Annotated in this window: 22 protein-coding genes; 17 read left to right on the top strand and 5 right to left on the bottom strand. The window is 65.2% G+C overall.

Annotated elements, in window-relative coordinates:
• The coding region (locus DPV79_RS36765; RefSeq protein ID WP_341867651.1) for a DHA2 family efflux MFS transporter permease subunit at nucleotides 1-1511 on the top strand (1511 nt) is incomplete at its 5' end.
• Between the two features lie 37 nt (nucleotides 1512-1548).
• Here DPV79_RS36765 and DPV79_RS36760 read toward each other — a convergent pair.
• Entirely contained in the window at nucleotides 1549-3063 is a 1515-nt protein-coding gene (locus DPV79_RS36760) for an acetyl-CoA hydrolase/transferase family protein (RefSeq protein ID WP_021162078.1), read from the bottom strand.
• Nucleotides 3064-3718: 655 nt separating this feature from the next.
• On the opposite strand from DPV79_RS36760, the gene DPV79_RS36750 reads away from it, so the two are divergent.
• From DPV79_RS36750 to tcuC, 11 genes are all read left to right on the top strand, one after another.
• A complete protein-coding gene (locus DPV79_RS36750; RefSeq protein WP_021162080.1) occupies nucleotides 3719-4399 on the top strand; it encodes a CDP-alcohol phosphatidyltransferase family protein in 681 nt (226 codons plus the stop codon).
• Nucleotides 4396-5205, top strand: a complete 810-nt coding sequence (locus DPV79_RS36745; RefSeq protein ID WP_060309089.1) for a HalD/BesD family halogenase — start codon at nucleotides 4396-4398, stop codon at nucleotides 5203-5205. The genes DPV79_RS36750 and DPV79_RS36745 overlap by 4 nt, the downstream gene beginning before the upstream one ends.
• On the top strand, nucleotides 5202-6203 hold the full coding sequence (locus tag DPV79_RS36740; protein ID WP_021162082.1) for an HpnL family protein: 1002 nt from the start codon (nucleotides 5202-5204) through the stop codon (nucleotides 6201-6203). The genes DPV79_RS36745 and DPV79_RS36740 overlap by 4 nt, the downstream gene beginning before the upstream one ends.
• Before the next feature lie 36 nt (nucleotides 6204-6239).
• On the top strand, nucleotides 6240-7007 hold the full coding sequence (locus DPV79_RS36735) for a phosphocholine cytidylyltransferase family protein (protein ID WP_021162083.1): 768 nt from the start codon (nucleotides 6240-6242) through the stop codon (nucleotides 7005-7007).
• On the top strand, nucleotides 7004-8689 hold the full coding sequence (aepX, locus tag DPV79_RS36730; protein WP_021162084.1) for a phosphoenolpyruvate mutase: 1686 nt from the start codon (nucleotides 7004-7006) through the stop codon (nucleotides 8687-8689). Before DPV79_RS36735 ends, aepX begins: the two co-directional genes overlap by 4 nt.
• Nucleotides 8686-9867, top strand: coding sequence for a phosphonopyruvate decarboxylase (gene aepY / locus DPV79_RS36725; RefSeq protein WP_111942055.1), 1182 nt, complete (start codon nucleotides 8686-8688; stop codon nucleotides 9865-9867). The genes aepX and aepY overlap by 4 nt, the downstream gene beginning before the upstream one ends.
• Nucleotides 9867-10931 (top strand): 2-aminoethylphosphonate aminotransferase, encoded by a 1065-nt coding sequence (locus tag DPV79_RS36720; RefSeq protein ID WP_113047726.1) that lies wholly within the window; start codon nucleotides 9867-9869, stop codon nucleotides 10929-10931. The genes aepY and DPV79_RS36720 overlap by 1 nt, the downstream gene beginning before the upstream one ends.
• A gap of 226 nt (nucleotides 10932-11157) precedes the next feature.
• Nucleotides 11158-12111 (top strand): LysR family transcriptional regulator, encoded by a 954-nt coding sequence (locus DPV79_RS36715; RefSeq protein ID WP_059485101.1) that lies wholly within the window; start codon nucleotides 11158-11160, stop codon nucleotides 12109-12111.
• A gap of 63 nt (nucleotides 12112-12174) precedes the next feature.
• Nucleotides 12175-13584: an FAD-dependent tricarballylate dehydrogenase TcuA gene (tcuA, locus tag DPV79_RS36710; protein WP_113047725.1), complete on the top strand. Its 1410-nt coding sequence runs from the start codon at nucleotides 12175-12177 to the stop codon at nucleotides 13582-13584.
• Nucleotides 13571-14785, top strand: a complete 1215-nt coding sequence (gene tcuB, locus DPV79_RS36705) for a tricarballylate utilization 4Fe-4S protein TcuB (protein WP_059650975.1) — start codon at nucleotides 13571-13573, stop codon at nucleotides 14783-14785. The genes tcuA and tcuB overlap by 14 nt, the downstream gene beginning before the upstream one ends.
• Nucleotides 14786-14842: 57 nt before the next feature.
• Nucleotides 14843-16162: an MFS transporter gene (tcuC, locus tag DPV79_RS36700; protein ID WP_059623272.1), complete on the top strand. Its 1320-nt coding sequence runs from the start codon at nucleotides 14843-14845 to the stop codon at nucleotides 16160-16162.
• 139 nt (nucleotides 16163-16301) lie between these two features.
• Here tcuC and DPV79_RS36695 read toward each other — a convergent pair whose 3' ends face one another.
• Nucleotides 16302-17639 carry a hypothetical protein gene (locus DPV79_RS36695; protein WP_113047724.1) on the bottom strand — a complete coding sequence of 446 codons (1338 nt, stop codon included), beginning with the start codon at nucleotides 17637-17639 and terminating at the stop codon, nucleotides 16302-16304.
• Nucleotides 17640-17977: 338 nt separating this feature from the next.
• Here DPV79_RS36695 and DPV79_RS36690 point away from each other — a divergent pair, with 338 nt between their 5' ends.
• The 3 genes from DPV79_RS36690 to DPV79_RS36680 all read left to right on the top strand — a co-directional run bounded on the left by DPV79_RS36690 (nucleotide 17978) and on the right by DPV79_RS36680 (nucleotide 19703).
• Complete coding sequence (locus DPV79_RS36690; RefSeq protein ID WP_113047723.1) at nucleotides 17978-18364, top strand: hypothetical protein; 387 nt, start codon at nucleotides 17978-17980, stop codon at nucleotides 18362-18364.
• An 8-nt stretch (nucleotides 18365-18372) separates the two neighbouring features.
• Nucleotides 18373-18774, top strand: coding sequence for a hypothetical protein (locus DPV79_RS36685; RefSeq protein WP_111942069.1), 402 nt, complete (start codon nucleotides 18373-18375; stop codon nucleotides 18772-18774).
• A 110-nt stretch (nucleotides 18775-18884) separates the two neighbouring features.
• Entirely contained in the window at nucleotides 18885-19703 is an 819-nt protein-coding gene (locus DPV79_RS36680; RefSeq protein ID WP_113047728.1) for a PA3715 family protein, read from the top strand.
• Between the two features lie 36 nt (nucleotides 19704-19739).
• On the opposite strand, the gene DPV79_RS36675 is transcribed toward DPV79_RS36680, so the two are convergent.
• Together DPV79_RS36675 and DPV79_RS36670 are read right to left on the bottom strand one after the other, a co-directional pair.
• Nucleotides 19740-20891 carry an acyltransferase family protein gene (locus DPV79_RS36675; RefSeq protein ID WP_113047722.1) on the bottom strand — a complete coding sequence of 384 codons (1152 nt, stop codon included), beginning with the start codon at nucleotides 20889-20891 and terminating at the stop codon, nucleotides 19740-19742.
• Nucleotides 20892-21002: 111 nt separating this feature from the next.
• On the bottom strand, nucleotides 21003-24296 hold the full coding sequence (locus DPV79_RS36670; protein WP_208866769.1) for a DEAD/DEAH box helicase: 3294 nt from the start codon (nucleotides 24294-24296) through the stop codon (nucleotides 21003-21005).
• 227 nt (nucleotides 24297-24523) lie between these two features.
• Here DPV79_RS36670 and pip point away from each other — a divergent pair, with 227 nt between their 5' ends.
• Both pip and DPV79_RS36660 read left to right on the top strand, forming a co-directional pair.
• On the top strand, nucleotides 24524-25456 hold the full coding sequence (pip, locus tag DPV79_RS36665) for a prolyl aminopeptidase (RefSeq protein WP_113047721.1): 933 nt from the start codon (nucleotides 24524-24526) through the stop codon (nucleotides 25454-25456).
• A 183-nt stretch (nucleotides 25457-25639) separates the two neighbouring features.
• Nucleotides 25640-26527 (top strand): alpha/beta fold hydrolase, encoded by an 888-nt coding sequence (locus tag DPV79_RS36660; protein ID WP_208866768.1) that lies wholly within the window; start codon nucleotides 25640-25642, stop codon nucleotides 26525-26527.
• Nucleotides 26528-26599: 72 nt separating this feature from the next.
• Here DPV79_RS36660 and DPV79_RS36655 read toward each other — a convergent pair whose 3' ends face one another.
• Nucleotides 26600-26872 carry a hypothetical protein gene (locus tag DPV79_RS36655; RefSeq protein ID WP_027791308.1) on the bottom strand — a complete coding sequence of 91 codons (273 nt, stop codon included), beginning with the start codon at nucleotides 26870-26872 and terminating at the stop codon, nucleotides 26600-26602.
• Between the last annotated feature and the right edge of the window lie 123 nt (nucleotides 26873-26995).

The raw sequence follows: 26995 nt of genomic DNA, 5'->3' as shown, positions 1-26995 counted from the left end.
CCCCCGCCTCGCCCGCCCTGAACCGGCCGATGCTGACCCTGTCGATCATGCTCGCCACGCTGATCCAGACTCTCGACAGCACGATCGCGAACGTCGCGCTGCCGCACATGCAAGGCACGCTGTCCGCGTCGCAGGACGAGATCACGTGGGTGCTGACCTCCTACATCGTCGCGGCGGCGATCGCGACACCGCTCACCGGTTGGTTGTCCGACCGGCTCAGCGTGAAGCGGCTGCTGATCGTGTCGATCGCGGGCTTCACGGTCGCATCCGCGCTGTGCGGGCTGTCCGAGACACTCGTGCAGATCGTCGGCGCCCGCCTGCTGCAGGGTGTGTTCGGCGCCGCGCTGGTGCCGCTGTCGCAGTCGATCCTGCTCGACATCAACCCGCGCGAGAAGCAAGGCCAGGCGATGGCGATCTGGGGGATGGGCGTGATGGTCGGCCCGATCCTCGGCCCGACGCTCGGCGGCTGGCTCACCGACAGCTACAACTGGCGCTGGGTGTTCTTCATCAACGTGCCGATCGGCGCATTTGCGCTGGCCGGCGTGATGACCTTCCTGCCCGCCCGCGCGCCGCGCCCGCACGTGAAATTCGACGCGTTCGGCTTCGCGACGCTGGCGCTCGCGATCGGCGCGTTCCAGGCGATGCTCGACCGCGGCGAACAGCTCGACTGGTTCGGCTCGTACGAGATCCGCATCGAGGCGATCGTCGCGGCGCTCAGCTTCGCGTTCTTCCTCGTGCATACCGCGACCGTCGGCAAGGCGTCGTTCTTCAAGTCGGAACTGCTGCGCGACCCGAACTTCGCGACGGGCACGCTGTTCATCTTCGTGGTCGGCGCGGTGCTGTACGCGACGCGCGCGCTGCTGCCGCCGATGCTGCAGAACCTGATGGGCTATCCGGTCGCGACGACGGGCCTCGTCACCGCGCCGAGCGGCGCCGGCACGATGATCGCGATGCTGTTCGTCGGCAGGCTGCTGAAATACGTGGATGCGCGGATGCTGCTGCTCGCGGGGCTGTCGATTTCCGCGCTCGCGCTATGGCAGATGATGCAGTACACGGTCGTGCTGTCCGAAGCGGACATCGTGTGGCCGGGCGTGGTGCAGGGCTTCGGGCTGGGGCTCGTGTTCGTGCCGCTGAGCGCGCTGTCGTTCTCGACGTTGCCGCCCGACCTGCGTGCGGACGGCACGGCCACCTACAGCCTGATGCGCAACATCGGCAGCAGTATCGGCATCTCGATCGTGCAGACGCTGATGACGCGCAACACGCAGGTGTCGCACGCCGATCTCGCCGCGCAGATCACGCCGTTCAACCCGGCCGTGCAGGCGATGGCCGGCAGCCGTCTCGACATCGCGCTGCTCGACCGCACGATCAACCAGCAGGCATCGATGATCGCCTACCTGAACGACTTCAAGCTGATGTTCGTCGCGACGCTGCTGATGATTCCGCTGTTGCTGCTGATCCGCCCGCCGCAGAAAACGGCGAGCGTGGAGATCGCGCACGCGGCGATGGATTGACGATGCGACGGGCGCGCGCCCGTCGCAGGCCGAACCGTCAGGCCTTCATCGTTCCCGTACGCACGTAACGCTCGTGCCACGACAGCGCCTCGGCGAGCAGGTGCGGCGTGTGCTTGCCGAAGCTCTCGCGCGACGCACGCTCGAAGTAATCCTCGAGCATCGGCCGGTAGTCGGGATGCGCGCAGGTCGCGATGACCTTGCGTGCACGCTGCTTCGGCGACAGGCCGCGCAGGTCGGCGAGGCCCTGCTCGGTGACGACCACCGCGACGTCGTGCTCGGTATGGTCGACGTGGCTCGCCATCGGCACGATCCGCGAGATCGCGCCGCCCTTCGCGGTACTCGCCGACATGAAGCACGACAGGTAGCCGTTGCGCGCGAAGTCGCCCGAGCCGCCGATGCCGTTCTGGATCTTCGTGCCCATCACGTGCGTCGAGTTCACGTTGCCGTAGATGTCGGCCTCGATCATCCCGTTCATCGCGATGCAGCCGAGACGGCGCACGAGTTCCGGATGGTTGCTGATCTCCTGCGGGCGCAGCACGATCTTCTCGCGGAACGTCGCGATTTCGTCGGCGAAGCGCTGCACGGCGGCCGGGCTCAGCGACAGCGCGGTGGCCGACGCGAAGCTCAGCGTGCCGTCCTGGAGCAGGTCGAGCATGCCGTCCTGGATCACCTCGGTGTACGCGGTCAGGTTCGAGAAGCCGGCCGAGCTGAGCTCCGCGAGCACCGCGTTCGTGATGTTGCCGACGCCCGACTGCAGCGGCAGCAGGTTTTCCGGCAGGCGGCCGCGCTTCACTTCGTGGCGCAGGAAATCGATCAGCTGGTGCGCAATCTGCTTCGACGTCGCGTCCGGCGCGGAGAACGCGTTGCTGCGATCCGGCGCGTCGGTCTCGACGATCGCGACGATCTTCTCGGCTGGGCAGCGCAGGTACGGCTCGCCGATCCGGTCGTCGCTTTTCGTCAGCGGAATCGGCTTGCGGTGCGGCGGCAGCGCGGTGCCGTAATAGACGTCGTGCATCCCGTCGAGGCCGAGCGGCTGGCGCGAGTTGACTTCGAGGATCACGTGCTTCGCGCGTTCGAGCCATGTCTTGTTGTTGCCGATCGAGGCGGACGGAATCAGCAGCCCGTCCTCGCGGATGCCCGCGACTTCGACGATCGCGACATCGAGATCGCCGTACAGCCCGAACCATGCGTATTGCGCGACGTGGCTCAGGTGGACGTCCTGGTAGTCGACTTCGCCGCCGTTGATCTTGTCGCGCAGCGTCGGGTCGGACTGGTACGGCAGGCGCATCGAGATGCCGTTGGTGCGGGCAAGCGCGCCGTCGAGTTCCGGTGCGGTCGACGCGCCCGTCAGCACGTTGATCCGGAAGTCCTCGCCGCGCGCGTGGGCCGCGTCGATGTGGGCGGCGAGCGCGGCCGGAACGGCCTTCGGATAGCCCGACCCCGTGAAGCCGCTCATGGCGACGGTCATGCCGGGACGGATCAGCGCGGCGGCTTCGTCGGCGGTGCGGACGAGCGAACGCAGGGCGGGAGCGAGGATGCGTGATGAAGACATGGCTGGATTTCTGATGCTCTGGTCTGTCGTTGACGTCGCTGGGGGTGTCTCCTGAGCGACATGAAGCCCTTGTGGCCGCGACGGGCGGCCGGCACCACGGGCATGGTCGGAGTATCTCAGAGGCGGTCGCCGCGAAATGTCCACCGTATGAAAAAGATCGTTGCCGGATTTGCCGCGTATCGAACGGCCGTTCTGTGACAGGCGCCCCGTTCAATTCGAATGCACATGAAAGGTGCACGAAAGCATCAGACACAACGACCGGTCGACGATCACCAATCCGCACACGTCAATCGACGGATTTCCATTGCGATTCATCGCCTGTCGATCGGCAATGGTCGATGCCGTATCCGGCGCGGCCAATTGTCACCTGATGCCGGTTGTGCCGGACTGACGCACGTCAAGCTCGCACGCGCCGCGCATCCCCCGCCGGGATGCGCGAAAAACACCGCCGCACCGGCCTCCGAGGCCCGTCCGTCCTTGACAGGCACGCCATGCGAACCACACTGGAATACGGATCCCGCAGCCCCGTTCGGCCGCCCTTTCGCGCACGCGTTTTTCGGTCGGCCGATCGTCGCAAGACGCGGTAACACTCGCTCATGTCAGGACATTGATCGAATAAAAAGCAACAAATTACAATTCCGTATATATTTCGCCGATGGACCAAAGAAAAACCGCCACACGTTCCGAACCGCCCCTGCCACGCACCTGGGATGCGCGGCTCGCGCGCTCGCTTGTCCGACCGCTCGTCGACACGCCCGTCACCCCGAATCACCTCACCACCGTTCGTCTGCTGATCGGCCTCGCCGGCGCCTGGTGCCTCGCGCACGGCGGCTTCGGCTGGAGCAATGCAGGCGCGTTCCTGATCGTGCTGTCGAACTTCGTCGACCACACCGACGGCGAGCTCGCCCGCATCAGCGGGAAATCCAGCAAGATCGGTCATTTTTACGACCTCGCGGCGGACGCGCTCGTCACGATCGCGCTGTTCGTCAGCATGGGCCTCGGCATCGTCGCCCAGGGCGGCCAGATGGCCGCGTCGCCGGTGCTGCTCGGCGCGGTGGCCGGCGCCGCCGTCGCGCTGATCTTCTTCCTGCGCATGCGGATCGAATCGATCGCCGGCAAGGCCGGCACCAAGCAGGCGTTCGCCGGCGGCTTCGAAACCGAAGACGTGCTGTACCTGCTGCCGCTCGTGACGCTCTTCGACGGCGTCGAGCCGTTCCTGCTCGCGGCGTCGATCGGCGCCCCGCTCTTCGCCGCATGGGTCGTGATCGACTGGTGGCGCATCGTCCGGCGCGGCAACGTCGCGCAGAATCCAACTGAAATCCAGGCTTCCAAATGACTCCTAGCACGCGCGACGACTCCGTGCTGAGCCCGGCACGCCCCGCGCCTGCGCGCGCGGCCGCCGCCGATCCCGATCGCACCGTGGCCGACTGCGTCGGTTCGCTCGACCTCGACCGCCTGCGCGGCGACTACACGCGCCAGGGCTCGTTCCTGTACCTCGACGCCTTCCTGCCGGCCGACGCGCACGCGAAGCTCGCGGCGGCCGCCCGCGCGATGCAGGCCGGCCTGAACCGCAATTACCTGCCCGGCCACAAGCAGGGCGGCAGCGTCAGCCGCCATACGATCGACGAGCAGGCGCCGTACATCGCCGAACTGTATCGCTCGAAGGCACTCATCTCCTTCCTCGAGAAGATCACCGGCGACAAGCTGATGCTGTCGCCGGACGACGATCCGCACGCGTATGCGCTGTATTACTACACGAAGCCCGGCGACCACATCGGCTGGCACTACGACACGTCGTACTACGACGGCCGCCGCTATACGCTGCTGATCGGCGTGATCGACGAATCGTCGTGCCGGCTCGACTACGAACTGCACACGCGCAATCCGGACGTGGCCGACGAACCGGGCTCCGTCCAGATCGCCGACGGCGGCATCGTGCTGTTCGACGGCGACAAGCTGCGGCACCGCATCACGCCGCTGGGCCAGAACGAGATGCGTGTGTCGCTCACCTTCGAATACGTGACGAACCCCGGCATGCGCCCGTGGAAGCGCTTCATCTCGAACATGAAGGACGCGATCGCGTATTTCGGCTTCCGCCAGGTGTTCAAGCAACTGGCGACGCGACGCCCGACCGGGTCATGACACGCGCCGGCCTGATCCTGCTGTCCCTCGGGACCGCACTCTTCGTCGCGCTCCTGGCCTGGCAGGGCGTCGGCGCGGTCGCGTCCACGTTCCTCGCGGCCGGCTGGGGGCTCGCGCTCGTCGCGGCGTTCCACGTCGTGCCGCTCGTGATCGACGCGATGGCGATCTCCGTGATGTTCCGCCACGGCCAGCCCGGCGCCGAACTCGGCAATGCGCTGCGTGCGCGCTGGGTCGGCGAATCGGTGAACAGCCTGCTGCCCGCCGGGCAGATTGGCGGCCCCGTGCTGATGGTGCGCCACCTCGCGCAGCGCGGCACGCGGATGGCCGACGCGGCGGCCGCCGTCACCGTCAGCACGACGATGCAGGCGCTCTCGCAAATGGCGTTCGCGCTGATCGGCATCGCCGCGTTCAGCCTGTACGCCACGCACGAATCGGTCGCGCACCTGCGCACGCCCGCGCTGATCGCCACCGGCGTGCTCGGCGCCCTCGCCGCGCTGTTCTACGTCGCGCAGCGGCGCGGGCTGTTCGGCCGCGGCCTGCGCCTCGCGTCGAAGCTGCTCGGCCCGCGCGACTGGTCGTCGCTGGCGACCCGCGCCGACGCGATCGACGACGCGGTCGGCGCGCTGTACCGCGATCGTGCGAAGGTCGCGAAGACGTTCGCATTGAGTCTCGTCGGCTGGATCGTCGGCACCGCGGAAGTGTGGCTCGCGCTGCACTTCCTCGGGCACCCGGTGAGCTGGCTCGACGCGCTGCTGCTCGAGAGCGTCGGCCAGGCCATTCGTGGCGCGGCCTTCGCGATCCCGGGCTCGCTCGGCGCGCAGGAAGGCGGCTACCTGCTGCTCGCGCCGCTGGTCGGACTGCCGCCCGACGCGGCGCTCGCGCTGTCGCTCGCGAAGCGCGCGCGCGAACTCGCGCTCGGCCTGCCCGGCCTGCTCTACCTGCATTTCAGTGAAAGAAACTGGCAGCGGCGCCGTGCGCCGCAGCCGCTCGCCGACTGATCGTTCAGATCCGCCGGCTTTTTGGTTGGAGAACCCATGCGAGCCATCATTCTTGCGGCAGGCCTCGGCTTGCGCCTGCAACAACCGCCCGAGGCACAGTTCCCGAAGTGCCTGCTGCGCTTCGACGACGTGTCGCTGCTCGAGCGCCATCTGCGCGTGCTCGATGCCGCGGGCGTCGACGAAATCGTGCTCGGGCTCGGCTTCCAGGCCGAGAAGGTCGAGCAGGAATTGAAGCGCCTCGGCCGCCAGGCCGAGATCGTGGTCAACGAACGCTACGACCTCGGCAGCGTGCTGACCGTGCATACCGTCGCCGACGCGATGACGCGCGGCGGCGACGTGCTGCTGATGGACGCCGACGTGCTGTATGACGAGAACATCCTGCACGCGCTGGTGGCCGATGCCGACAAGGCGGTCGATCGCCTGTTGATCGACCGCGACTTCGAGGCCGGCGACGAACCCGTCAAGCTGTGCCTGAAGAACGGCGTGCCGGTCGAGCTGCGCAAGCAGCTCGCGGTCGATCTCGAATACGACACGATCGGCGAATCGGTCGGCTTCTTCCGCTTCACCGAAGGCACCGCGCGCCGCCTCGCGACGATCGTCGCGGGCTACGTCGACAGCGGCCGCGCGAACATGCCGCACGAGGAAGCCGTGCGCGACCTGCTGCTCGAAGGCGGTCATTCGTTCGACGTCGCCGACGTCACCGGCTCGCCGTGGATCGAGATCGACTTCCCGAACGACGTCGCCCGCGCCACCCAAGAAATCCTCCCCCTGATTCAACGCACCACCGCAGGAGTCGCACGATGAACGCACGCGAACCCAACTTCACCGAATCGCGCAGCGCCCGCCTGCGCCGAATGCTCGTCAGCAGCGATCTCGAATTCCTGATGGAAGCGCACAACGGCCTGTCCGCGCGGATCGTCCGCGAGGCCGGCTTCAAGGGCATCTGGGCATCGGGCCTCGCGATCTCCGCGCAGTTCGGCGTGCGCGACAACAACGAAGCGAGCTGGACGCAGGTCGTCGACGTGCTCGAATTCATGGCCGACGCAAGCGACCTGCCGATCCTGCTCGACGGCGACACCGGCTACGGCAACTTCAACAACGTGCGCCGCCTCGTGAAGAAGCTCGAGCAGCGCGGCATCGCCGGCGTCTGTATCGAAGACAAGCAGTTCCCGAAGACCAACAGCTTCATCGGCGGCGAGCGCCAGCCGCTCGCGGAAATCGACGAGTTCTGCGGCAAGATCAAGGCCGGCAAGGATTCGCAGACCGATCCCGACTTCTCGATCGTCGCGCGTGTCGAGGCGCTGATCGCAGGCTGGGGGATGGACGAGGCACTGCGTCGCGCGAACGCGTACGCGGAAGCCGGCGCCGACGCGATTCTGATCCACAGCAAGCTGTCGCGCCCGGACGAGATCCTGCAGTTCGCGCGCGAATGGAGCGGCAAGGCGCCGCTCGTGATCGTGCCGACCAAGTACTACAGCACGCCGACCGACGTGTTCCGCCAGGCCGGCATCAGCACCGTGATCTGGGCGAACCACCTGATCCGCGCGTCGGCATCCGCGATGCAGGCGACCGCGCGCGAGATCCACGAGAGCGAAACGCTGATCAACGTCGAGGACCGCGTGGCATCGGTAAACGAGATCTTCCGCCTGCAGGACGCTGACGAATACTCGGCGGCCGAGCGCATCTACCTGTCGTCGTCGTCGCGCGCGTCGAACGCGGCGATCGTGCTCGCCGCGAGCCGCGGCAAGGGCCTCGAAGCCGTGACCGAAGACAAGCCGAAGGTCATGCTGCCGGTCGCCGGCAAGCCGCTGCTGCGCTGGCTCGTCGACGGCTTCAAGACGCACGGCGTCAACGACATCACCGTGGTCGGCGGTTATCGCGCCGACGCGATCGACACGTCGGGCATCAAGCTCGTGGTCAACGAGCGCCATGCGCAGACGGGCGAACTCGCATCGCTCGCATGCGCGGCCGAACGCCTGACCGGCGACACCGTGATCTCGTACGGCGACCTGCTGTTCCGCAGCTACATCGTGCGCGACCTCGCGGAGAGCGAGGCCGAGTTCAGCGTGGTGGTCGATTCGTCGCTGACGGAAACCAACCAGAGCGTGCGCGATTTCGCGCTGTGCTCGGCGGCCGACGATCGCGGCCTGTTCGGCCAGAAGACCTACCTGCAACGCGTATCGAGCGACGTCGCCACGGGCACGCCGCACGGCCGCTGGATCGGCCTGCTGAACGTGCGCGGTGCCGGTGTCGAGCGGCTGAAGGCGATGCTCGCGACGCTGCAGGCGCGCGACGATTTCGACACGCTCGACATCCCGTCGCTGCTCAACGAACTGATCGCCGCCGGCGAGAAGATCGAGGTGCAGTACGTGCACGGCCACTGGCGCGGTGTGAACGACCTCGAAGACTTCCGCCGCGCGGGCGACTTCGCGCACGGCCAGACGCCGCTGTCCGAACCGGGCACCGGCAACGGGGGCGCGCAATGATCGAAGCGGCACAGTTCGTCGAGGCCGCGCGCGAGCGCGGTTTCGACTGGTACGCGGGGGTGCCCTGCTCGTACCTGACGCCGTTCATCAATTACGTGCTGCAGGACCCGACGCTGAATTACGTGTCGGCCGCGAACGAAGGCGACGCGGTCGCGCTGATCGCGGGCGCGACGCTCGGCGGCAAGCGCGGCATCGCGATGATGCAGAACTCGGGGCTCGGCAACGCGGTGAGCCCGCTCACGTCGCTGACCTGGACGTTCCGCCTGCCGCAGCTGCTGATCGTCACGTGGCGCGGCCAGCCGGGCGTATCCGACGAGCCCCAGCACGCGCTGATGGGCCCGATCACGCCCGCGATGCTCGACACGATGGAGATCCCGTGGGAGACGTTCCCGACCGACCCCGAACAGGTCGGCCCGGCACTCGACCGCGCGATCGCGCACATGGACGCGACGGGCCGCCCGTACGCGCTCGTGATGCAGAAAGGCAGCGTCGCGCCGTATGAGCTGAAGGCAAACCCGGCGGCCAAGCCGCGCGCGCATGTCGCCGCGCAATCGTCGTCGCGCGCCGCGTCGGCCGAAGCCTGGCCGACCCGCCAGGACGCGCTGCAGCGCGTGATCGCGCACACGCCGGTCGATTCGACCGTCGTGCTCGCATCGACCGGCTTCTGCGGCCGCGAACTCTACGCAATCGACGATCGCCCGAACCAGTTGTACATGGTCGGTTCGATGGGCTGCGTGACGCCGCTCGCGCTCGGCCTCGCGCTCGCGCGCCCCGACCTGAAGGTCGTTGCGGTCGACGGCGACGGCGCCGCGCTGATGCGCATGGGCGCGTTCGCGACGCTCGGCACCTACGGCCCGGCGAACCTCACGCACGTGCTGCTCGACAACGGCGCGCACGAATCGACGGGCGGCCAGGCAACGGTGTCGCAGCACGTGTCGTTCGCGGGTGTCGCGGCGGCATGCGGCTACGCGTCGGCGGTCGAAGGCGACACGCTCGACGTGCTCGATACGGCGCTGGCCGGGTCGAGCGACGGTGCGCAGTTCGTGCGCCTGGCGATCCGCACCGGCGTACCCGACGGCCTGCCCCGCCCGACCGTCACGCCGGTCGAGGTCAAGACCCGTCTGATGCGGCACATCGGCGCCGCGCAGACCGAAGCCCACGTTGAAGGAGCCCATTGATGCTGCTGCTGAACCCCGGCCCGGTCACGCTCACCGAACGCGTGCGCCGCAGCCTGCTGCAACCTGACCTGTGCCATCGCGAAAGCGAATTCTTCGATCTGCAGGACGAAGCACGTGCGCGCCTCGTTGCCGCGTACGAGCTCGATCCGGCCGAATGGGCCGCCGTGCTGATGACGGGTTCGGGCACGGCCGCCGTGGAAAGCATGATCGCGGCACTCGTGCCGCAGGACGGCAAGCTGCTGGTGATCGAGAACGGCGTGTACGGCGAGCGGATCACGCAGATCGCGACGCAGTACGGGATCGCGCATGAGGTGCTGAGGCATGAGTGGATGCAGGCGCCCGATCTCGCGCAGATCGCCGCACGGCTCGATGCGGGTGGGTACTCGCATGTCGCCGTGATTCATCACGAAACGACGACGGGCCGGCTGAACGATCTCGGCGCGATTGCCGGGGTGTGCCGTTCGCGCGGCGTGAAGATGCTCGTCGATGGCGTCAGCAGCTTCGGCGCGGAAGCGATCGACTTCGCCGGCGGCGACATCGACGCGGTTGCCGCGACCGCGAACAAGTGCCTGCACGGCGTGCCGGGCGCGGCGTTCGTGATCGTGCGCCGCAGCGCGCTCGCGAAGGCTGCAAGCCGCACTTACTACCTCGATCTCGGTCGCCTGGCAAAGCTGCAGGATCAGCGCAATACGCCGTTCACGCCTTCCGTGCACGCGTATTACGCGCTCGTCGAGGCGCTGCGCGAGTTCGATGAAGCTGGCGGCTGGCGTGCGCGTCATGCGCATTACAAGGCGCTCGCCGATCAGGCTCAGGCCGGGCTGGCGGCGCGCGGGATGCCGCTCGTGCTGCCGGAAGGTGAATCGTCGGTCGTGCTGCGCGCGTATCGGCTGCCGCAGGGTGTGACGTACGAGACGTTGCATGATGGCTTGAAGGCGCGTGGTTTCGTGATCTACGCAGGGCAAGGCGGGCTGTCGAAGGAACTGTTCCGGATTTCGACGATGGGCGCGATTCAGGCGGCTGATGTCGAGCGGTTGCTGGAAGGGTTCACGGCGCTGACGCGGTAAGCGTTGGTCGTAGCTTCGTCCATGAAAGGCCCTTCTCGGAAGGGCCTTTTTTATTCTTTGCGGATTTTTCGGAAACGCTGGACGGTTGAGTCCGCAACCATTACGAGGCTTGAGCCGAGCGACTGCCTCAAAGGCGCACGCGCGGTAAAAACCCGACCTCGACGCAGAGGATTGTCCGCCGACGTTCTGTCAAAATACCCGCTTGATCCTCCTGACCGAGCGCGGAATGGAACTCAGACAACTACGCTATTTTCTCAGCGTCGTGGAACATGGAAGCATGGGCAAGGCAGCGCTGGAACTCGGCGTGGTGACTTCGGCATTGAGTCAGCAGATCAGCCGTCTCGAAGGCGAGCTGTCCACGCGCCTGCTGCAACGCACCTCGTCGGGCGTCGTCCCGACCGACGCAGGTTTGGCGTTCTGGCGTCAGGCGCAACTCGCGCTGCGTCATATCGACGACGCCGCGCTTGCTGCACGCTCAGCCCGCCTGTCGGGCCATGTCAGCGTCGGCATGGCACCGAGCACGGCGAGCGTGATGGGTGTCGCATTCATGCAGGCCATGCGCGCGCGCTATCCCGACGTACGGCTGCACATGGTCGAAAGTCTCTCCGGCTATCTGGCGTCCATGTTGAGCGCGCGTCAGATCGATCTCGCCGTGCTGTTCCGCGAGGAGTCCGCGCAACGCTGGAGCGTGATGCCGCTGCTGGACGAGCGGCTGTTCCTGATCGGCGCGGGCGATCTCGATGGCATGCCGACGAGCGCATCCGTCCGGCTGAAAAATCTCGGCAGGCTTCCGCTGATTCTCCCCAGCGGCACGCACGGGCTGCGTTCGCTGTTGTTGTCCGCATTCAGGCGCGCCGAGTACGAGCCGAACATCGTCGCCGAAGTCGACGGCCTCGCGCTCCTGATGGACTTCGTCCGCGCCGGCATCGGCGCGACGATACAGCCGGGCGCGGCGCTCGCAAGGCCCGAGAACGTGATACTGACGAGCGTGCCCGTCGCCGAGAAATACGCCACGCGGCCCAACATGCTCGCCAGCATCTCCGATGACGAACTGTCTCCCGCCGGTCTCGCCGCGCGCGTGGTGCTCGCCGATGTCGCCCGTCAACTGGTGCGGGAAGGCCGCTGGCCCGGCGCACGGCTGCGGGAACCCCAGCCTTCACAAAAAGTGAACACCCGTTGACGGCTGGCTGGTAGCGGCGCGGACACGAGGCCTTTACGATTTGCCCAAAAGGAGGCAAGTCTGATGGTCGATGTGCTCGTAATCGGAGGAGGCAATGCCGCGCTGTGTGCCGCATTGATGGCGCGCGAAGCAGGCGCCTCGGTCCTGCTTCTCGAATCCGCGCCGCGCGAATGGCGCGGCGGCAACTCGCAACACACGCGCAATCTGCGCTGCATGCACGATGCGCCCCAGGACGTTCTCGTCGAGGCCTATCCGGAAGAGGAATTCTGGCAGGACCTGTTGAAAGTCACCGGCGGCATCACGAACGAACATCTCGCGCGGCTGACGATCCGCGCGTCGTCGTCATGCCGGCCGTGGATGCGGAAGCACGGCGTGCGCTTCCAGCCGCCGCTGTCCGGTGCGCTGCACGTGGCACGCACCAATGCGTTCTTCATGGGCGGCGGCAAGGCGCTCGTCAACGCGTATTACCGCAGCGCCGAAGCACTCGGCGTCGATATCCGCTATGAAACACCCGTCGATTCGCTTGAACTCGACGGCAGCCGCTTCATCGCAGCGCGCAGCGGCCGCCAGCGCTTCGAGGCGCGCGCCTGCGTGCTGGCGGCAGGCGGCTTTGAATCAAATCGCGAATGGCTGCGCGAAGCGTGGGGGCAAAACGAGCGCGGCGAATGGCCCGCCGACAACTTCCTGATTCGCGGCACGCGCTTCAACCAGGGTGTGCTCATCAAGCATATGGCCGACGCCGGTGCCGACATGATCGGCGACCCGTCGCAGTCGCATTGCGTCGCCATCGATGCACGCGCCCCGCTGTATGACGGCGGCATCTGCACGCGCATCGACTGCGTGTCGCTGGGCGTCGTGGTGAATCGCGACGCCGAGCGCTTCTACGACGAAGGCGAGGATTTCTGGCCGAAGCGCTATGCAATCTGGGGACGGCTCGTTGCGCACCAGCCGGGGCAGATCGGCTATTCGATCATCGACTCGAAAGCAATCGGCCGCTTCATGCCGCCGGTGTTTCCGGGCGAAAAGGCCGACACGCTGCCGGAACTCGCGCGCAAGCTCGGGCTGCCGGAAGCGCGCTTCATGGAAACGCTCACGCGCTACAACGATTCGTGCCGCGACGGCACCTTCGATCACACCGCACTCGACGACTGCCACACCGAAGGTCTCGAGCCGCCCAAGACGCACTGGGCGCGTCGCGTCGAGACGCCGCCGTTCTACGGTTATGCGTTGCGGCCAGGCATCACGTTCACGTATCTCGGACTGAAGACCAACGACCGCGCACAGGTTCACTTCGGCGGCACCGCCAGTGAGAACCTGTTCGTGGCCGGCGAAATGATGGCCGGCAACGTGCTCGGCAAGGGCTATACAGCGGGCGTCGGCATGTCGATCGGCACGGCCTTCGGGCGCATTGCCGGGACGCAGGCCGCGCGCGCCGCACTCAAAACAACGGAGGCAACCCGTGCAGCAGTCTGACCCGCTCGCGCCCGAACACACGCGCACGGCCTTTTCGGTCGATACGAAAAAAACGCCACGCGACAGCACGGCGCGCGTGATTCCCATTGTGCCGATGAGCGCCAGCGAAACCGAAGTCGCCCGGCAGATGCAGATCTGCAACGCCTGCCGCTATTGCGAGGGCTTCTGCGCCGTGTTCCCTGCCATGACGCGCCGCCTGGAATTCGGCAAGGCGGACGTCAACTATCTGGCGAATCTCTGCCACAACTGCGGAGCGTGCTATCACGCGTGCCAATACGCGCCGCCGCACGAGTTCGGCGTGAACGTGCCGAAAGCGATGGCCGAAGTCCGGCTCGAAACCTACACCGGGTACGCGTTTCCCGCGTCGTTCGGCGCGCTGTACAAGCGCAACGGCTTGACTGTGTCGGTCGCGCTGGCGGCCGGACTCGCGCTGTTTCTGCTGCTCGGTACGGCATTGCACGGCGGCTTGTCCGGCGATGTCGCGCCCGCGAACTTCTACGCGATCTTCCCGCACAACCTGCTCGCGGCGATGTTCGGCATCGTTTTCCTGTTCGCCATTCTCGCGCTCGGTATCGGCGTCACGCGCTTCTGGCGCGACGTGTCGGCAGGAACGGCGAGCGCGAGCGCGCCGGCCGTCGCGGAAGCGGCCAGGAACGCGCTGACGCTCAAGTACCTGGACGGCGGCCACGGCGACGGCTGCAACGAAGAGAACGATACGTTCACGCTGGCGCGGCGCCGTTTCCATCACCTGACGTTCTACGGCTTCGTACTGTGCTTTGCGGCGACCGCCGTCGCGACGCTCTATCACTACGCCTTCGGCCTGGAAGCGCCGTATCCGTTTCTGAGCGTGCCGGTGCTGCTGGGAACCGCAGGCGGCATCGGACTGATCGCGGGGCCGGCGGGACTGCTGTGGCTGAACCTGAAACGCGTTCCGGAGCGCGGCGATGCCCGTCAGCGTCCGATGGACCGCGGCTTCATCGCGCTCCTGCTTCTGACGAGCACATCCGGTCTCGCGCTGCTCGCGCTCCGCACGACCTCGGCGATGCCGTCGCTGCTCGCCATTCATCTCGGCATCGTGATGGCGCTGTTCGCCACGCTGCCTTACGGCAAGTTCGCGCACGGCATCTTCCGATCGGCGGCGCTGCTCAAATCGTCGATCGAGAAGCGTCAACGCAACACACTGAGCCTCGGTTCGGATTAGCCCGTTACCCGGGTGCGCGTGCGCGCCCATCACTATAGACAAGAAGCAGGAGACGCAATGAACCGTACCGAACCGATCGCCGCTACGCCCGGCGTTTCGCGCACGACAAGGGCCGCCGCCGTGTTGCGTGTGACGAGCGGCAATTTCATCGAACAGTTCGATTTCTTTCTGTTCGGTTTCTACGCGACCTCGATCTCGAAGATCTTCTTTCCGTCTACCAGCGAGTTCGCGTCGCTGATGCTGACCTTCGCCGTGTTCGGCGCGGGCTTTCTGATGCGTCCGCTCGGTGCGATCTTTCTCGGCGCGTATATCGACAAGGTCGGACGGCGCACCGGGCTGATCGTTACGCTGTCGATCATGGCGAGCGGTACGATTCTGATTGCCTGTGTGCCCGGGTACGCGACCATCGGCCTGCTCGCGCCGGCGCTCGTGCTGCTCGGGCGTCTGTTGCAGGGTTTTTCCGCAGGAGCCGAACTCGGCGGCGTATCCGTCTATCTCGCGGAAATGGCAACGCCCGGCAACAAAGGTTTCTACACGAGCTGGCAGTCGGCGAGCCAGCAGGTGGCGATCGTCGTGGCGGCGGCCATCGGTTACAGCCTGAACGAATGGTTGTCCGCACAGCAGATCGCCGCATGGGGCTGGCGCGTACCGTTCTTTATCGGCTGTGCGATCGTGCCGTTCCTGTTCGTGTTGCGTCGCTCGCTGCAGGAAACCGCAGCGTTCGAAGCGCGGCGGCATCATCCGCAGGCACGCGAAATTCTTGCGATGCTGCTCGGCAACTGGCGCACCGTGATCGGCGGCATGCTGCTGACCGCCATGACCACCACCACCTTCTATCTCATCACGGTCTATACGCCGACCTTCGGCAAGTCAGTACTGAAGCTGTCCACCTCGGACAGCTTGATCGTGACGCTGCTGGTGGCCGCCTCGAATTTCATCTGGCTTCCGATCGGCGGCACGATCTCCGACCGCATCGGCCGCAAGCCGTTGCTGCTCGCCATTTCCGTACTGGCGATCTTCACCGCTTATCCGGCGCTGTCCTGGCTTGCCGATGCGCCGAGCTTTGCGCGCATGCTGATCGTGCTGCTGTGGTTCTCGTTCTTCTTCGGCATGTATAACGGCGCGATGGTCGCCGCGCTCACCGAAGTGATGCCGGTCGAAGTGCGCGTCGCGGGTTTCTCGCTGGCGTTCAGTCTCGCGACGGCGCTGTTCGGCGGCTTTACGCCGGCGGTATCGACGTATCTGATTCAGGTTCTGCACGACAAGGCCGCACCCGGCTACTGGCTGAGCTTCGCCGCGCTTTGCGGCTTGTGCGCGACGCTCGGGCTGTACCGTCGCCGCGCGGACAGCAACGCGTCGGCGGCATCGTCGGCCTGATAGCGATTGCATCGGCGCGAGTCGGTCACCCCGGCTTCGCGCCGGACTTTCGTTTTTCCAGCGGCGGCAAGAACGGGTGACGCGGGCCGGCTTGCGCAGCAACACAGGCCACTCCGTCTTGCCGTAAGAGCGGCGCCGGTCAAACGTCCGAATCCCCGCTCTCGTACTGATGCGGGGGGCTATTTCCGAGGGTCCAGTGCTCGTCCGTCAACGGCGCTGGTTCGAATACGCCGAGGTCTTCGAGCACGGCCGCCAGGCGGCTCGCATTCGGCGGGTTTTTTCGGGTCGCCTCAAAGTAAGCGGTACCCAGGCCGAAAGGCACTGTTTTTTTACGAACGCCCGTCGCGCTATTGGACAACGGAAACGGACCCGTGCCGAAATGGGCTGCCAGTCTCCGCAGGGTTTCGTCAATTTCGGAATGCGGAAAACGGATGACGCTCCCTCCACCCGGTTTCCGGGTATCGATGGCATCCTGCCCGAGGCGATACTCGAATTGACGCCCTCGCTTCCGCGTCTCACATTCAATCCATTCATACACCTCTCCGCCCCCCGGCCGCCGGGTCTGTGGGCCGACGGGTTCGTGCCGCTGCGGCGCTCTGCCCCCCGCGTCGCTGTCGCCGCCCAGGTCATAGCCGATCATGAACAATGCTGCCTCCAGGGCGCGCAGACGCCGCGTTCTGGATTCGATCCGCGCCACGAATGCACTCCTGCGTGTGCATTCGTGATCGGCAATTGCCGTCAGCAGCCAACTCGCGAGCATGTTCCATTTTGCGTAGACTCGCCCGCTGGCCAGCCGAGGGAAAGTCAATCGAGCTTGACCCGCGTAGCGCTCGGGCGGGCTTATTGCGTTCGGTGCGCTTTTGGCCGGCGCCCACGCAAGGTCCAGCCCTTCCGGCACATCCGTCAGGCCCTTCGCCTGGCAGAACTGCACGACCGCTCGCCCCAGCGCAGCCGCCACGCGGCTGTCATAGATTACGAAGTCGTCGCATACCAGTGAATAGACCTTGCTCATACCCGACGTGAAGCGCAAATCCCCGTCTGCAAGCAACGGATTCTCCGTGTCGCCCGCGTTGATCGCGTCACGCGTTCTGCTGACGATGTGACACAGCTCGCTTTTATGGTCGTTGAGCCATTTCCTGTTGCCGTTCGTGACACCACCCCAAATCATCACACCGAGCGCCGCGCGGTGAACACGCTCGTTGTTGCCGACGGCCAGCCCCGCATTGAGTTCCTTTTGCAGTGTCTCGAGCGCATGCAGGCTCGAATCGAACGAACTGCCGGCAGGAATGCCATACCCGGACAGGTCGCCATACGTCCAGTGATAGCGCTCGTACGCATCAAACAGGTTTTCACAGGCCCAGTGCGTCCTGGTACGGCGCGATGTATAAGCGTGCTTAAAGGTGTCGTCGTCCAGACGCCTACTCATCCACGTCACGAATTTCCCGACTTGCCCCCGGATGTAATCGTTTTGTTTCATCTTGTTGGTCCTGTTGAGTGATGGCTGCCGCCGCCCACGGCGCGATTCGAGTGTGCAAAAAAAACCCTTCGGTAATAACGGCAGCGGATACGCGATCCTGAATACGTCATCGCGCAACGGTCCGCACGTCGCCGTCCACGTGAAAGGGTCTGCGCTACACTTGCGAAGCTTTCGGCGGAACGCAGAAAAATGACAATCCAGAATCACCCGCCAGCCATACTGACCTATGTCGATGATCCGGAGGACAAGCAGCGAGCGGCCTCCAGATTGGCGATATCCACGCTCGGATTTGCGCACGTCTGAACGCGCAGTCGCCGCGCCGCAGTGTCCGCCGCGCGATGAGCAAGAAGCCGGACTACGTCGAGCACGTGGGCCACACGCAGGGCGCCCGCTGGTTCAAAGTCCGAGATACGGTCATGCTGTGCAGCGAGGAACGCATGTATGTCAACACCGCGATTGCCCTGTGCGCATTGCAGCGCGTTGCGGCACATCAGTTGCCGGACGTCGTCTTCGCAGAATTGGAGCACAAGTTCGCGCAGGCCCGAACGACGCTCGACCTCAGCACCGACGACCTTGCGCGGCAAGGAGGGTCATGGGAAGCGAAGTCCATGAAGATCGAGAGCACGCAGCCGTTGATTTTTCCGTCGATCGGCCCCGAAATCCATCGATGTCTGACGGACGCCCTGCTGCATGACAGGAAGGACCGCCACCCCATTCCCAAATAAAGGAAACCATGGAAGCCAGGCGCATATTTGAAGGCAAGACTCTGCCTACCGTGGAGCAGGGTGTTGGCATGATCTCGATCGACACCATTGAACGCCAGTGGGATCTTGTCCACTGCGAACCGGAGACTAACCGTATGGTTTTAGTCTCCCGTTCCAGGGAGGTCGGGATCGTCGGCAAAATGGCCATCCGCGATGACGGGAAGTTCTGTCTTGTGTTTGAAATCTGGGCGACGATTGATCCCAATTTCGGTCTCTGCGAGATACAACAGTGGCATATCGATCGTTCCGAATATCAGGCACGCTTGGCCGAGCTGCAGCACGCACTCAAGGCCAACGGTTATCTGGCCTGTTCGCAGGCCAAGCTCAACGCTGTAGCCAGGCGGTTCAACGAGCCGTCCGCGGGACGCTAGACTTCGATACACCGGCTGAGCGAGTTCATATTCGTTGCATCGACGGGTTGAATCCGCCGTCGGTAAGCGACATCCACGACATCAATGAAGAACCTCTTTCCATCGTGACCGTGAGAATCCTCCATTTCGCCCCGTTGCTGGCGCTCGCCGCCTCCCCCATCGTTCACGCCGCCGGCAGCCAGCCTTGCGACGACGACACCGTAACTGCCGTCGCCCGCTGGGCCGGTATCGCGAGCGCCCGCATCGCGACGCGCGATGCAGACCGGCTGGTCGTCGCGGCGGCCTGCAAGGTCATGCCGAATGCGCCCGGAACGACGATCGCGGCCGTCGCGTTCGATTCGCTGCCGAAGAGCAGGAACCCGGACGAAAGCAGGAAGTTGCAGGTCGTCGCGCTCGTTGAAGGCGGCAAGGTTGCGGCGGCCGAAAAATCGCAAATCGAAGAAGATGCCGCGACGGAGGTCGGCGAGAACAGCTATCGCATCGATACGGCACCGTACCGGCTGTCGCCCGATGTGCGGGCGTTTGGTGTCGTGTTCAGCAGCACCGCGCACGGACCGAGCTGCCCGGATGCCTACATGGAGAACGAACTGACCCTGTGGATTCGCGAAGGCGCTCGCATCCGCCCCGTGTTTGGCACCAATCTCAATGGCTGGGTCGCTACCACAGGTACCGCGTGCGGCCCCGATACCAGTGACCTGCGCAGCGAGTCCGCCCGCATGACGATTGCGGTCGAGAAGACGTCGCACAACGGCTTTGCGGACCTGTCGATTACGGCACACGTGATGAACGCGGAAAGCAACGACGATAAGCAACCGGACGCGGGAAAACGCACCGTGCGCACGGTCGTCAAATACGACGGCAAATCATACGGAAGCGATATGTACCGGGACTTCTGGTATTCGCCTGCCTCAAAGAAGCGATTCAAATAACGGTAAGCGGGGCCGCAGTAACACCGCCCCACCCATCTACTCCACCACCTTCGCCCCGATCGCCTCGCCCGACGCCGGCATCCGCCGCACATCCTCCCGCCCCCGCCGCATCTCACGCGCCGTATACCGATCCTTCAGCCGCAGGAACGGTTTCTCGACGAGGAAATAACTGGCCGTCGCCGCCATCAGCGCCCACACGATCCCAAGCGGAAACGCATGCGCAACCGGCAAATCCGGATTCGCGAACGGCTGCTGCCACAGATAGAGGCTGAACGAGATCGTGCCGACGAACACGACAGGCTGCGCACGCAACCATCGCGCGCACCAGAATTCGCTGCTGAAATTCAGCACGACGATCACGATCGCGATCAGCGCGGCCTCGAGCGTCACGCCGTACGTCGCATTCCAGAAGCCACCGAACCGATGTTCGGCGAGCGGCCCGCCGATCAGCACGACCACGATGATCGCCGTCACGATGCGCGTCCCGCCGCGCCACGAGCGAATCCACGCTTCGAGCCGTTCGCGGTTGAGCGACGCATAACAACCGATCAGGATCGGATCGACGCCCGTGTGAAGCATCATCCCGAGTTGCCCGCGCAGCGCGGGCGCCACGAAGTACGTGACGGCGCGCACGAGCGGCACGACCAGGATCAGCGCGGCCAGCCAGCGCGTTCCGCTGCGGCGCATGCCGTACACGAACAGCAGCGGCCAGAACCAGTAGAACTGTTCCTCGAGCGCGAGCGACCAGAAATGGCCGAGATACCACGCACCGTCCGGATGCAGCGTGTTGTCGCCGGTCAGCCCGAACCACGCCGAGTAGTTCCACAGGTGCAGCGCCGCATACAGCCATTGCCGGCGGTCGACGTCGAACCAGCCGGCGAAGGCCACGATCGCGACCGCAGCGAGATAGACGTAGCAGGCCGGCCAGATCCGCAGCGCGCGACGCACGTAGAACGACGTCAGCGCGATGCCGCCCGTGCGCGCGAATTCGGCGCGCAACACGTTGGTGATCAGGAAGCCGCTGAGGACGAAGAAGATCAGCACGCCGAGCCGGCCGTCGGCGATCAGCCGCAACGGCGCGTACCAGCCCGTGTAGCCGCCGGGCAGCACGTGCTCGGCGTGTCCGACCACGACCATCGCCACCGCGACGGCGCGCAATCCGGTCAACTGCGTGACGCGATGGTTCATCGGCTGGTTTCCGTCGGCACGGTGGATGGGCAGCAGACCGGCGCCGCCCCCGCTTCGGCACGCCGATATGCCGCCGGGATTTTGTATGAAAAATATCGGAATGAAATTGCTTCAAAAATCCGGGGGCACCACGCTGCCTGAACGCCGTTCCATCACCCGGCCGCCCACCGCCCGAAAACCGGGCGGTTGAACGTTCTGCTCCAGCAATGGCTGCGCAACCTCGAAATGCCGCTTCTCTCCCCAAAGCACACGATCACCGACGACATAAAGGTATTTCTTCGCGCGCGTAACGGCGACGTTCAACAAGTTCGCCTCCGCCGATGCCCAGTTCATCGCACCTTCGTGCCGCGAATCGCAACCGAGCACGAAAAAGACCACTTCGCTTTCCTTCCCCTGAAACGTGTGTACCGTTCCCACACACTTCCTGATCCATTCCGCCAGGTCGGTCGGCACGGGTTTTCTGGTGCCTGCCAGCGCACGCTCCCAACGTTCGCGGTCGCTCAATAGATCAACGAGCCCGTGCTTGACCTGCCTGAACGGGGTGATGATGAACACGTCGGGCATCGTACTCGCACCCGCTTCATCCATCGCTTGCCGGTAAAGTCGCGTCAGCGCGTCGAATACCCGCTCGCCCTGTTCCGCGACGTACTTCGATCCCGCCTCCGCCGCGCCACGCACGTCCCACCAGGCGCTGGCGCCCAGTACGGGATGCGGCGCAGGCAGATACGCATCGGTCGACCACGTCTTCTGCTCATGCAACATGCGCCCGCCATATGCGATCGCATTCGCGATGTTGAACATAGGATCGTGGCAGCGCCGATGGATAATCAACGGCACACCGATGAACTGTTCGGGTATCGTCGGATTTCTCACGCCGAATGCACACACACGGTCCGCCAGTGTCTGGACGGAATGATGGTCAACCGCGTAGCGCGCGCGGCGCGTGCCGAGCCAGTGGTCGCCGAGGTTCGCGAGTAATTGCGTCGACTGCGTGACGACCGGCGGAATTTGCTGCGGATCGCCAACGACCACGACCCGTTGCGCGCGCATCAACGCCCCTACGGCAGCCTGTGGCACCGCTTGCCCGGCCTCGTCGATCACCAGCCAGCCCAGCCCTTCAGGCCCGACACCGGCAAATTGCTTGCGAATCGACGCGAACGTGCTTGACACGACTGGCGTCAGCATGAAAAACCACTGCCATAGTGTGCTCGCACCGCTTATTGGCGGACGCGACAGCAGGTTCGACAATGCGTAAACGAGTTCATTGAAGCGTGGCTGTTCCGCGTGAACGGTCAGGAAAAACGCCTCGTGCAATGCCATCGCCGAAGCAAATAGTTCGTTTCTCAGTGCATTGAGGGCTTCCGTTTGCCAGAACGCACGTTTCTGACTACGGGCCCGCTCGATTTCCGCGCCGAATGCGAGGTCTTCACCGCTCCAGAGCGGAACATCGTATTTCGCTTGTATCTGCTCGGCTTCCCTGAAATCGTCGCTGACCCTGCGCAATACGGTCGCGGCTTGGGTCGCCGCGATCCAGCCGCGATACGCGTCGCGCCGGAGCCATTTTGACGCCCAGCGCAGCCACGACGGGCCAAGCCGACGCTCGAACTGCCGCGCATCCTCGTGGAACCGATCGATGTGCGTGTCGAGCATCCGGCGCTGCCGCTCCAGCCCGCACCGGCTGAACGGCGCGATGGCCGGGCAGCATTCAACGACCTGCGGCCACGCCTCTTCAATCGCGTTCAGATACGCATCAAGCTGATCGAGCTCATGCTGTGCGAACTCGAATTGTTTCAGCGCAGCGTCGAAATTGCGCTGGGCAGTCTGGAACGGAACGCGTTCGACGCCCCCCTTGCGCCAGTGATGCAAGTAGCGCCAGTAAGTCGTCGCACCGACCGCATCCCAACTCGAAAAATCGACGTCGCTGTTGGAAAGGAACAAGTCGCCAGGCTTGTCGTCGGGCGTTGCCGCATAGTTGTTGAAGATGTTGCTGAACAACCAGCGATTGGCGCGCTTGCCGAGCGCAGCCGCAACCAGCCCCCACACCGGCTCCTTGAGCTTCCACGGCTTCGACGTGTGACTGCCCGCGTATTTCGTCGCAACCGGGCCGAAGTAGGACAGCCGGCTTCGCAAGCCCGCATCGACGTGACGGCTCTGCGGCAATTCGAGCGACAGATTCTCGACCGCCCCGTTGTTGGTGGATGCAACGACGATTTCAAAGCCCGTCAACGCGGGCAAAAGCGCGGGAACCTGATAGGCTTTCCCGCCGAAATCGACTGTGACGCTTTCCCCCGACAGGCCGGCCCGCCAATCCGGCAATGCGGCCAGCGCGGACGCGCGCTCGACGACCAGATGCGCGATCAGATCGCGCAACAGCGTTGTCTTGCCGGTTCCAGGCGGACCGTTGACGGCAAGGATGTCGCCGACGCGCAGCATCTTCATCTTGTTCAGCGAATACTGCTGCATCAGCGACTGCACGTGTGCGGGCGCCGACGGCCAGCGCCCGGCGATACCATGCATTGGACGCAGTGAATCGGCGATTTCCCGCTGGCCGGCCGGATACGCATCGAGGTCCGTCTTCGATGAATCTCGAGCAGCCAAATAAGCAAGCAACGCACGCGGCGGCGATTCGGAATCGAGCGTTCGCCGCGCGTCTGCCAGATCCCGCACGTAAAAACTGTTCAGGATAGGCAGGACGTCGCCCGGGTCGTCCTCTTGCGCATCGCCCTCTGCCGCATCCGGCTCGTCGGGCACGGCTTGCGGTACCGCGCAGTCCGTGCGAGGCACCGCAAGCCGCTCTCGCACCGGCCTGCCGTGGTTGCCAGCCTTGATCGCCATCCATGCGACCAGCCCGTCGCCCGGCTCCAAGCCGGCCCATGTTTGCAGACGCCGCGCCATCTCGATCAGCATGTCGCAGTCGATCTCGGTCATACCGCCACCGAGCAGCATGTCGAACTCCCGCTTGAGCATTGCGGCGTCCGCGTCGAATGCGACCGCGGTGAGATCCGTCAATTCGCCCTCACGCAGCCGTCCGAGGGCCCACGGCAACGCAGAGACGCTCAACGCGTCGCCGCTCGATCTCCCGCCTGCTCCGATCGATAATTTGGCGAAGCATGTCAGCCCCTCGGGCGCCATCTCTTCGTCGCGGATCCGTTCGATGACAGTCCGCGCCGTCGCGCGCTCGGCCACATGCGCTTCGATCAGACGTGTCGCGAGCGATACGTCGAACGGCACGAGGTACAGTTCACCTGGTTGTCCGATCGCGGCGTCCCAGCACTCGCGCGCGGTCTCGTCGGCATGTATGCAGATCGTATCCTGGCGACGCCTGCGTGCCTGTTCAAGTTGATCGTCGAGATCGTAGCTATTGAAAAATTCGACGCTATGCCAGTAGTCGAGCACCGCCTCCATTTCGCGAATCATTTCGGCCCTGTTATGTATTTTTTTGACAGAACCCGCAGATTAGCGCAAACGCTCGGATCCACGCACGGCGCCGGCCAGCATGCAATCCGGCGCCAGCGCATCGCCCCGCCTGTCGCCGCGGCACCGCATCAAAACGACGAAACGACCGGTATGCCGCATCACCCGCAGAATATTTCGCGCATAATTCCTGCCACCCTTCCTTACGGTCCCCTCCCATGTACCCACCGATCGAACCCTACGCCCACGGCCATCTCGACACCGGCGACGGCCACCGCATCTACTGGGAGCGCTGCGGCAACCCCGCCGGCAAGCCCGCCGTGTTCCTGCACGGCGGCCCCGGCGCCGGCTGCAGCGCCGACCATCGCCGCCTGTTCGATCCGGAGCGCTACGACATCCTGCTGTTCGACCAGCGCGGCTGCGGGCGCTCGACGCCGCATGCGAGCCTCGAGAACAACACGACGTGGCATCTGGTTGCCGACATCGAGCGCCTGCGCGAGATGGTCGGCGCGGAAAAGTGGCTCGTGTTCGGCGGCTCGTGGGGCAGCGCACTGTCGATCGCGTATGCGGAAACGCACCCGGAGCGCGTGAGTGCTCTGGTCGTGCGCGGCATCTTCACGATGCGCCGCGCGGAAGTGCTGTGGTACTACCAGGAAGGCGCGTCGTGGCTGTTCCCCGACCTGTGGGAAGCCTTCCTTGCACCGATTCCGGAAGCGGAGCGCGGCGACCTGGTGGCCGCCTACCATCGCCGGCTGACCGGCAACGACGAAGCCGCGAAGCTCGAAGCCGCGCGCGCATGGAGCATCTGGGAAGGCCGCACGATCACGCTGCTGCCCGACCCCGCACTCGCCGCGCACTTCGCGGACGGCCACTACGCACTCGCGTTCGCGCGCATCGAGAATCATTACTTCGTGAACCAGGGCTTCGTCGAGGAAGGCCAGCTGCTGCGTGACGCGCATCGCCTCGCCGGCATTCCGGGCGTGATCGTGCAGGGCCGCTATGACGTCGCGACGCCTGCTCGCACCGCATGGGAGCTGTCGAAGGCCTGGCCGGATGCGACGTTCGAGATCGTGCCCGGCGCCGGGCATGCGTACAACGAACCGGGGATCCTGGAGGCGCTGATCGCGGCCACGGACCGGTTCGCGGACTAAGGCACGCCATCGGGCAACGTCGCGCGCGCGCCGATTGATCCGCGTCGAGCCTCCAACCATTGCGCGGGCCGGATGTCTGCCGGCCGAGAAGTTGGAGGCCGTTCCGTCATCGCGAGTCGCTGCGGTTTGCCGGATGGCACGCACACCGGCCACTCTTTCCACTTCGAAGGCTGATTCATGGCGTTGACCCCGACCGAACCCCGTTCCGAGCGTCTCGACCTCCCTGCGGTCAAGTCGCTTGCCGTCCGCGTGAACGGCTTGCGCATTCACACGAAAGTGGCCGGAGCCGGCCGGGCCGTCGTGCTGCTGCACGGCTGGCCGCAAACGTCGTATGCGTGGCGGAAGCTGGTGCCGTTGCTTTCGCCTCACTGCATGGTCATCGCCCCCGACCTGCGCGGATTCGGCCACTCCAGCAAGCCCGCGGCAGGCTATGACAAGAAGACCGTCGCAGGCGACATCGCCGCGTTGCTGCATGCGCTGCAGATCGAAAAGGCCTGCATCGTCGGACACGACATGGGCGGCCAGGTGGGCTACGCGTTCGCGGCGCTGTATCCGCAACTCACGGAGCGGTTCGTGTTCATCGAGAGCGGCTTGCCGGGCTTCGGCCAGGAAAAGGCGATGAACGTGGCCACGGGCGGCAGCTGGCACTTCGGCTTCAACATGGCGGGGGATATTTCGGAAGAGCTGGTGCGCGGCCGTGAAGCACTGTTCGTGCGTCACTTCATCCGGCGCGACACGGTAGGCACCGTCGATCCCGAGTCCATCACCGAAGCGGACATCGACGTCTACGCGACCGCGCTCACGCAGCCCGGCGCCCTGCGTGCGAGCTTCAGCTACTACCGCACCCTGTTCGTGGATCTCGACGACAACAAGACGTTCGGCACGAAGAAACTCGACATGCCTGTCCTCGCCATCGGATGCGAATTCGGGTACGGCGAAGGATCGAAGGCCACCATGGCGCAGGTCGCGTCCGATGTGCACGGGATCGTGCTGCGCGACTCCGGCCACTATCCCGCCGAAGAGCAGCCGGAACAGCTTGCGTCCGTCCTTCTCGACTTTCTCGCGCGATGATCTCCGCCGGTTGCCGACGATCGCCGCAAGCCGCCGGGATGTGCCGTCAGCAGCTTGATCCTGCCCGGGGGTTCACAGTGCGGTTTCGACGATCGCCCTGCCGCTGATCGCCCGCTCGACGAGCTGCTCGTCGCCGACCTTGCGGATCGCGTCGTCGAGCAGCCCCTCCGGCGCTTCGGTCGCCACCTTCAGCAAGCCCGACAGGCCGCGCGCGTCGAGCACCACCAGCGTCTCCATCGAATCCGCACGGCTCACGAGCACGCGGCGCCACGCCGGCCCCGCGCCGAAGCTCGCACAAAGCGCAATCGTCTCGCTGCCGAGCGTGTAGTCGAAAGTCTTGATCATGATCCGCCGCCGTTGCAAGGGAATGGCGCTACGCGACGGTGCGGCGCCGTGACGCCGACGCACCCGCGCGTGCCGCCGGCGCCCGAATCAACCAAGATCCGTTCGCCGGCATGGCCATGCTAG

The sequence above is a fragment of the Burkholderia reimsis genome (assembly GCF_003294055.1).
In the GTDB taxonomy this organism is placed as follows: domain Bacteria; phylum Pseudomonadota; class Gammaproteobacteria; order Burkholderiales; family Burkholderiaceae; genus Burkholderia; species Burkholderia cepacia.
Note: the sequence above shows the minus strand (reverse complement) of the source record. Positions and strands in the feature narration are given on the sequence as shown.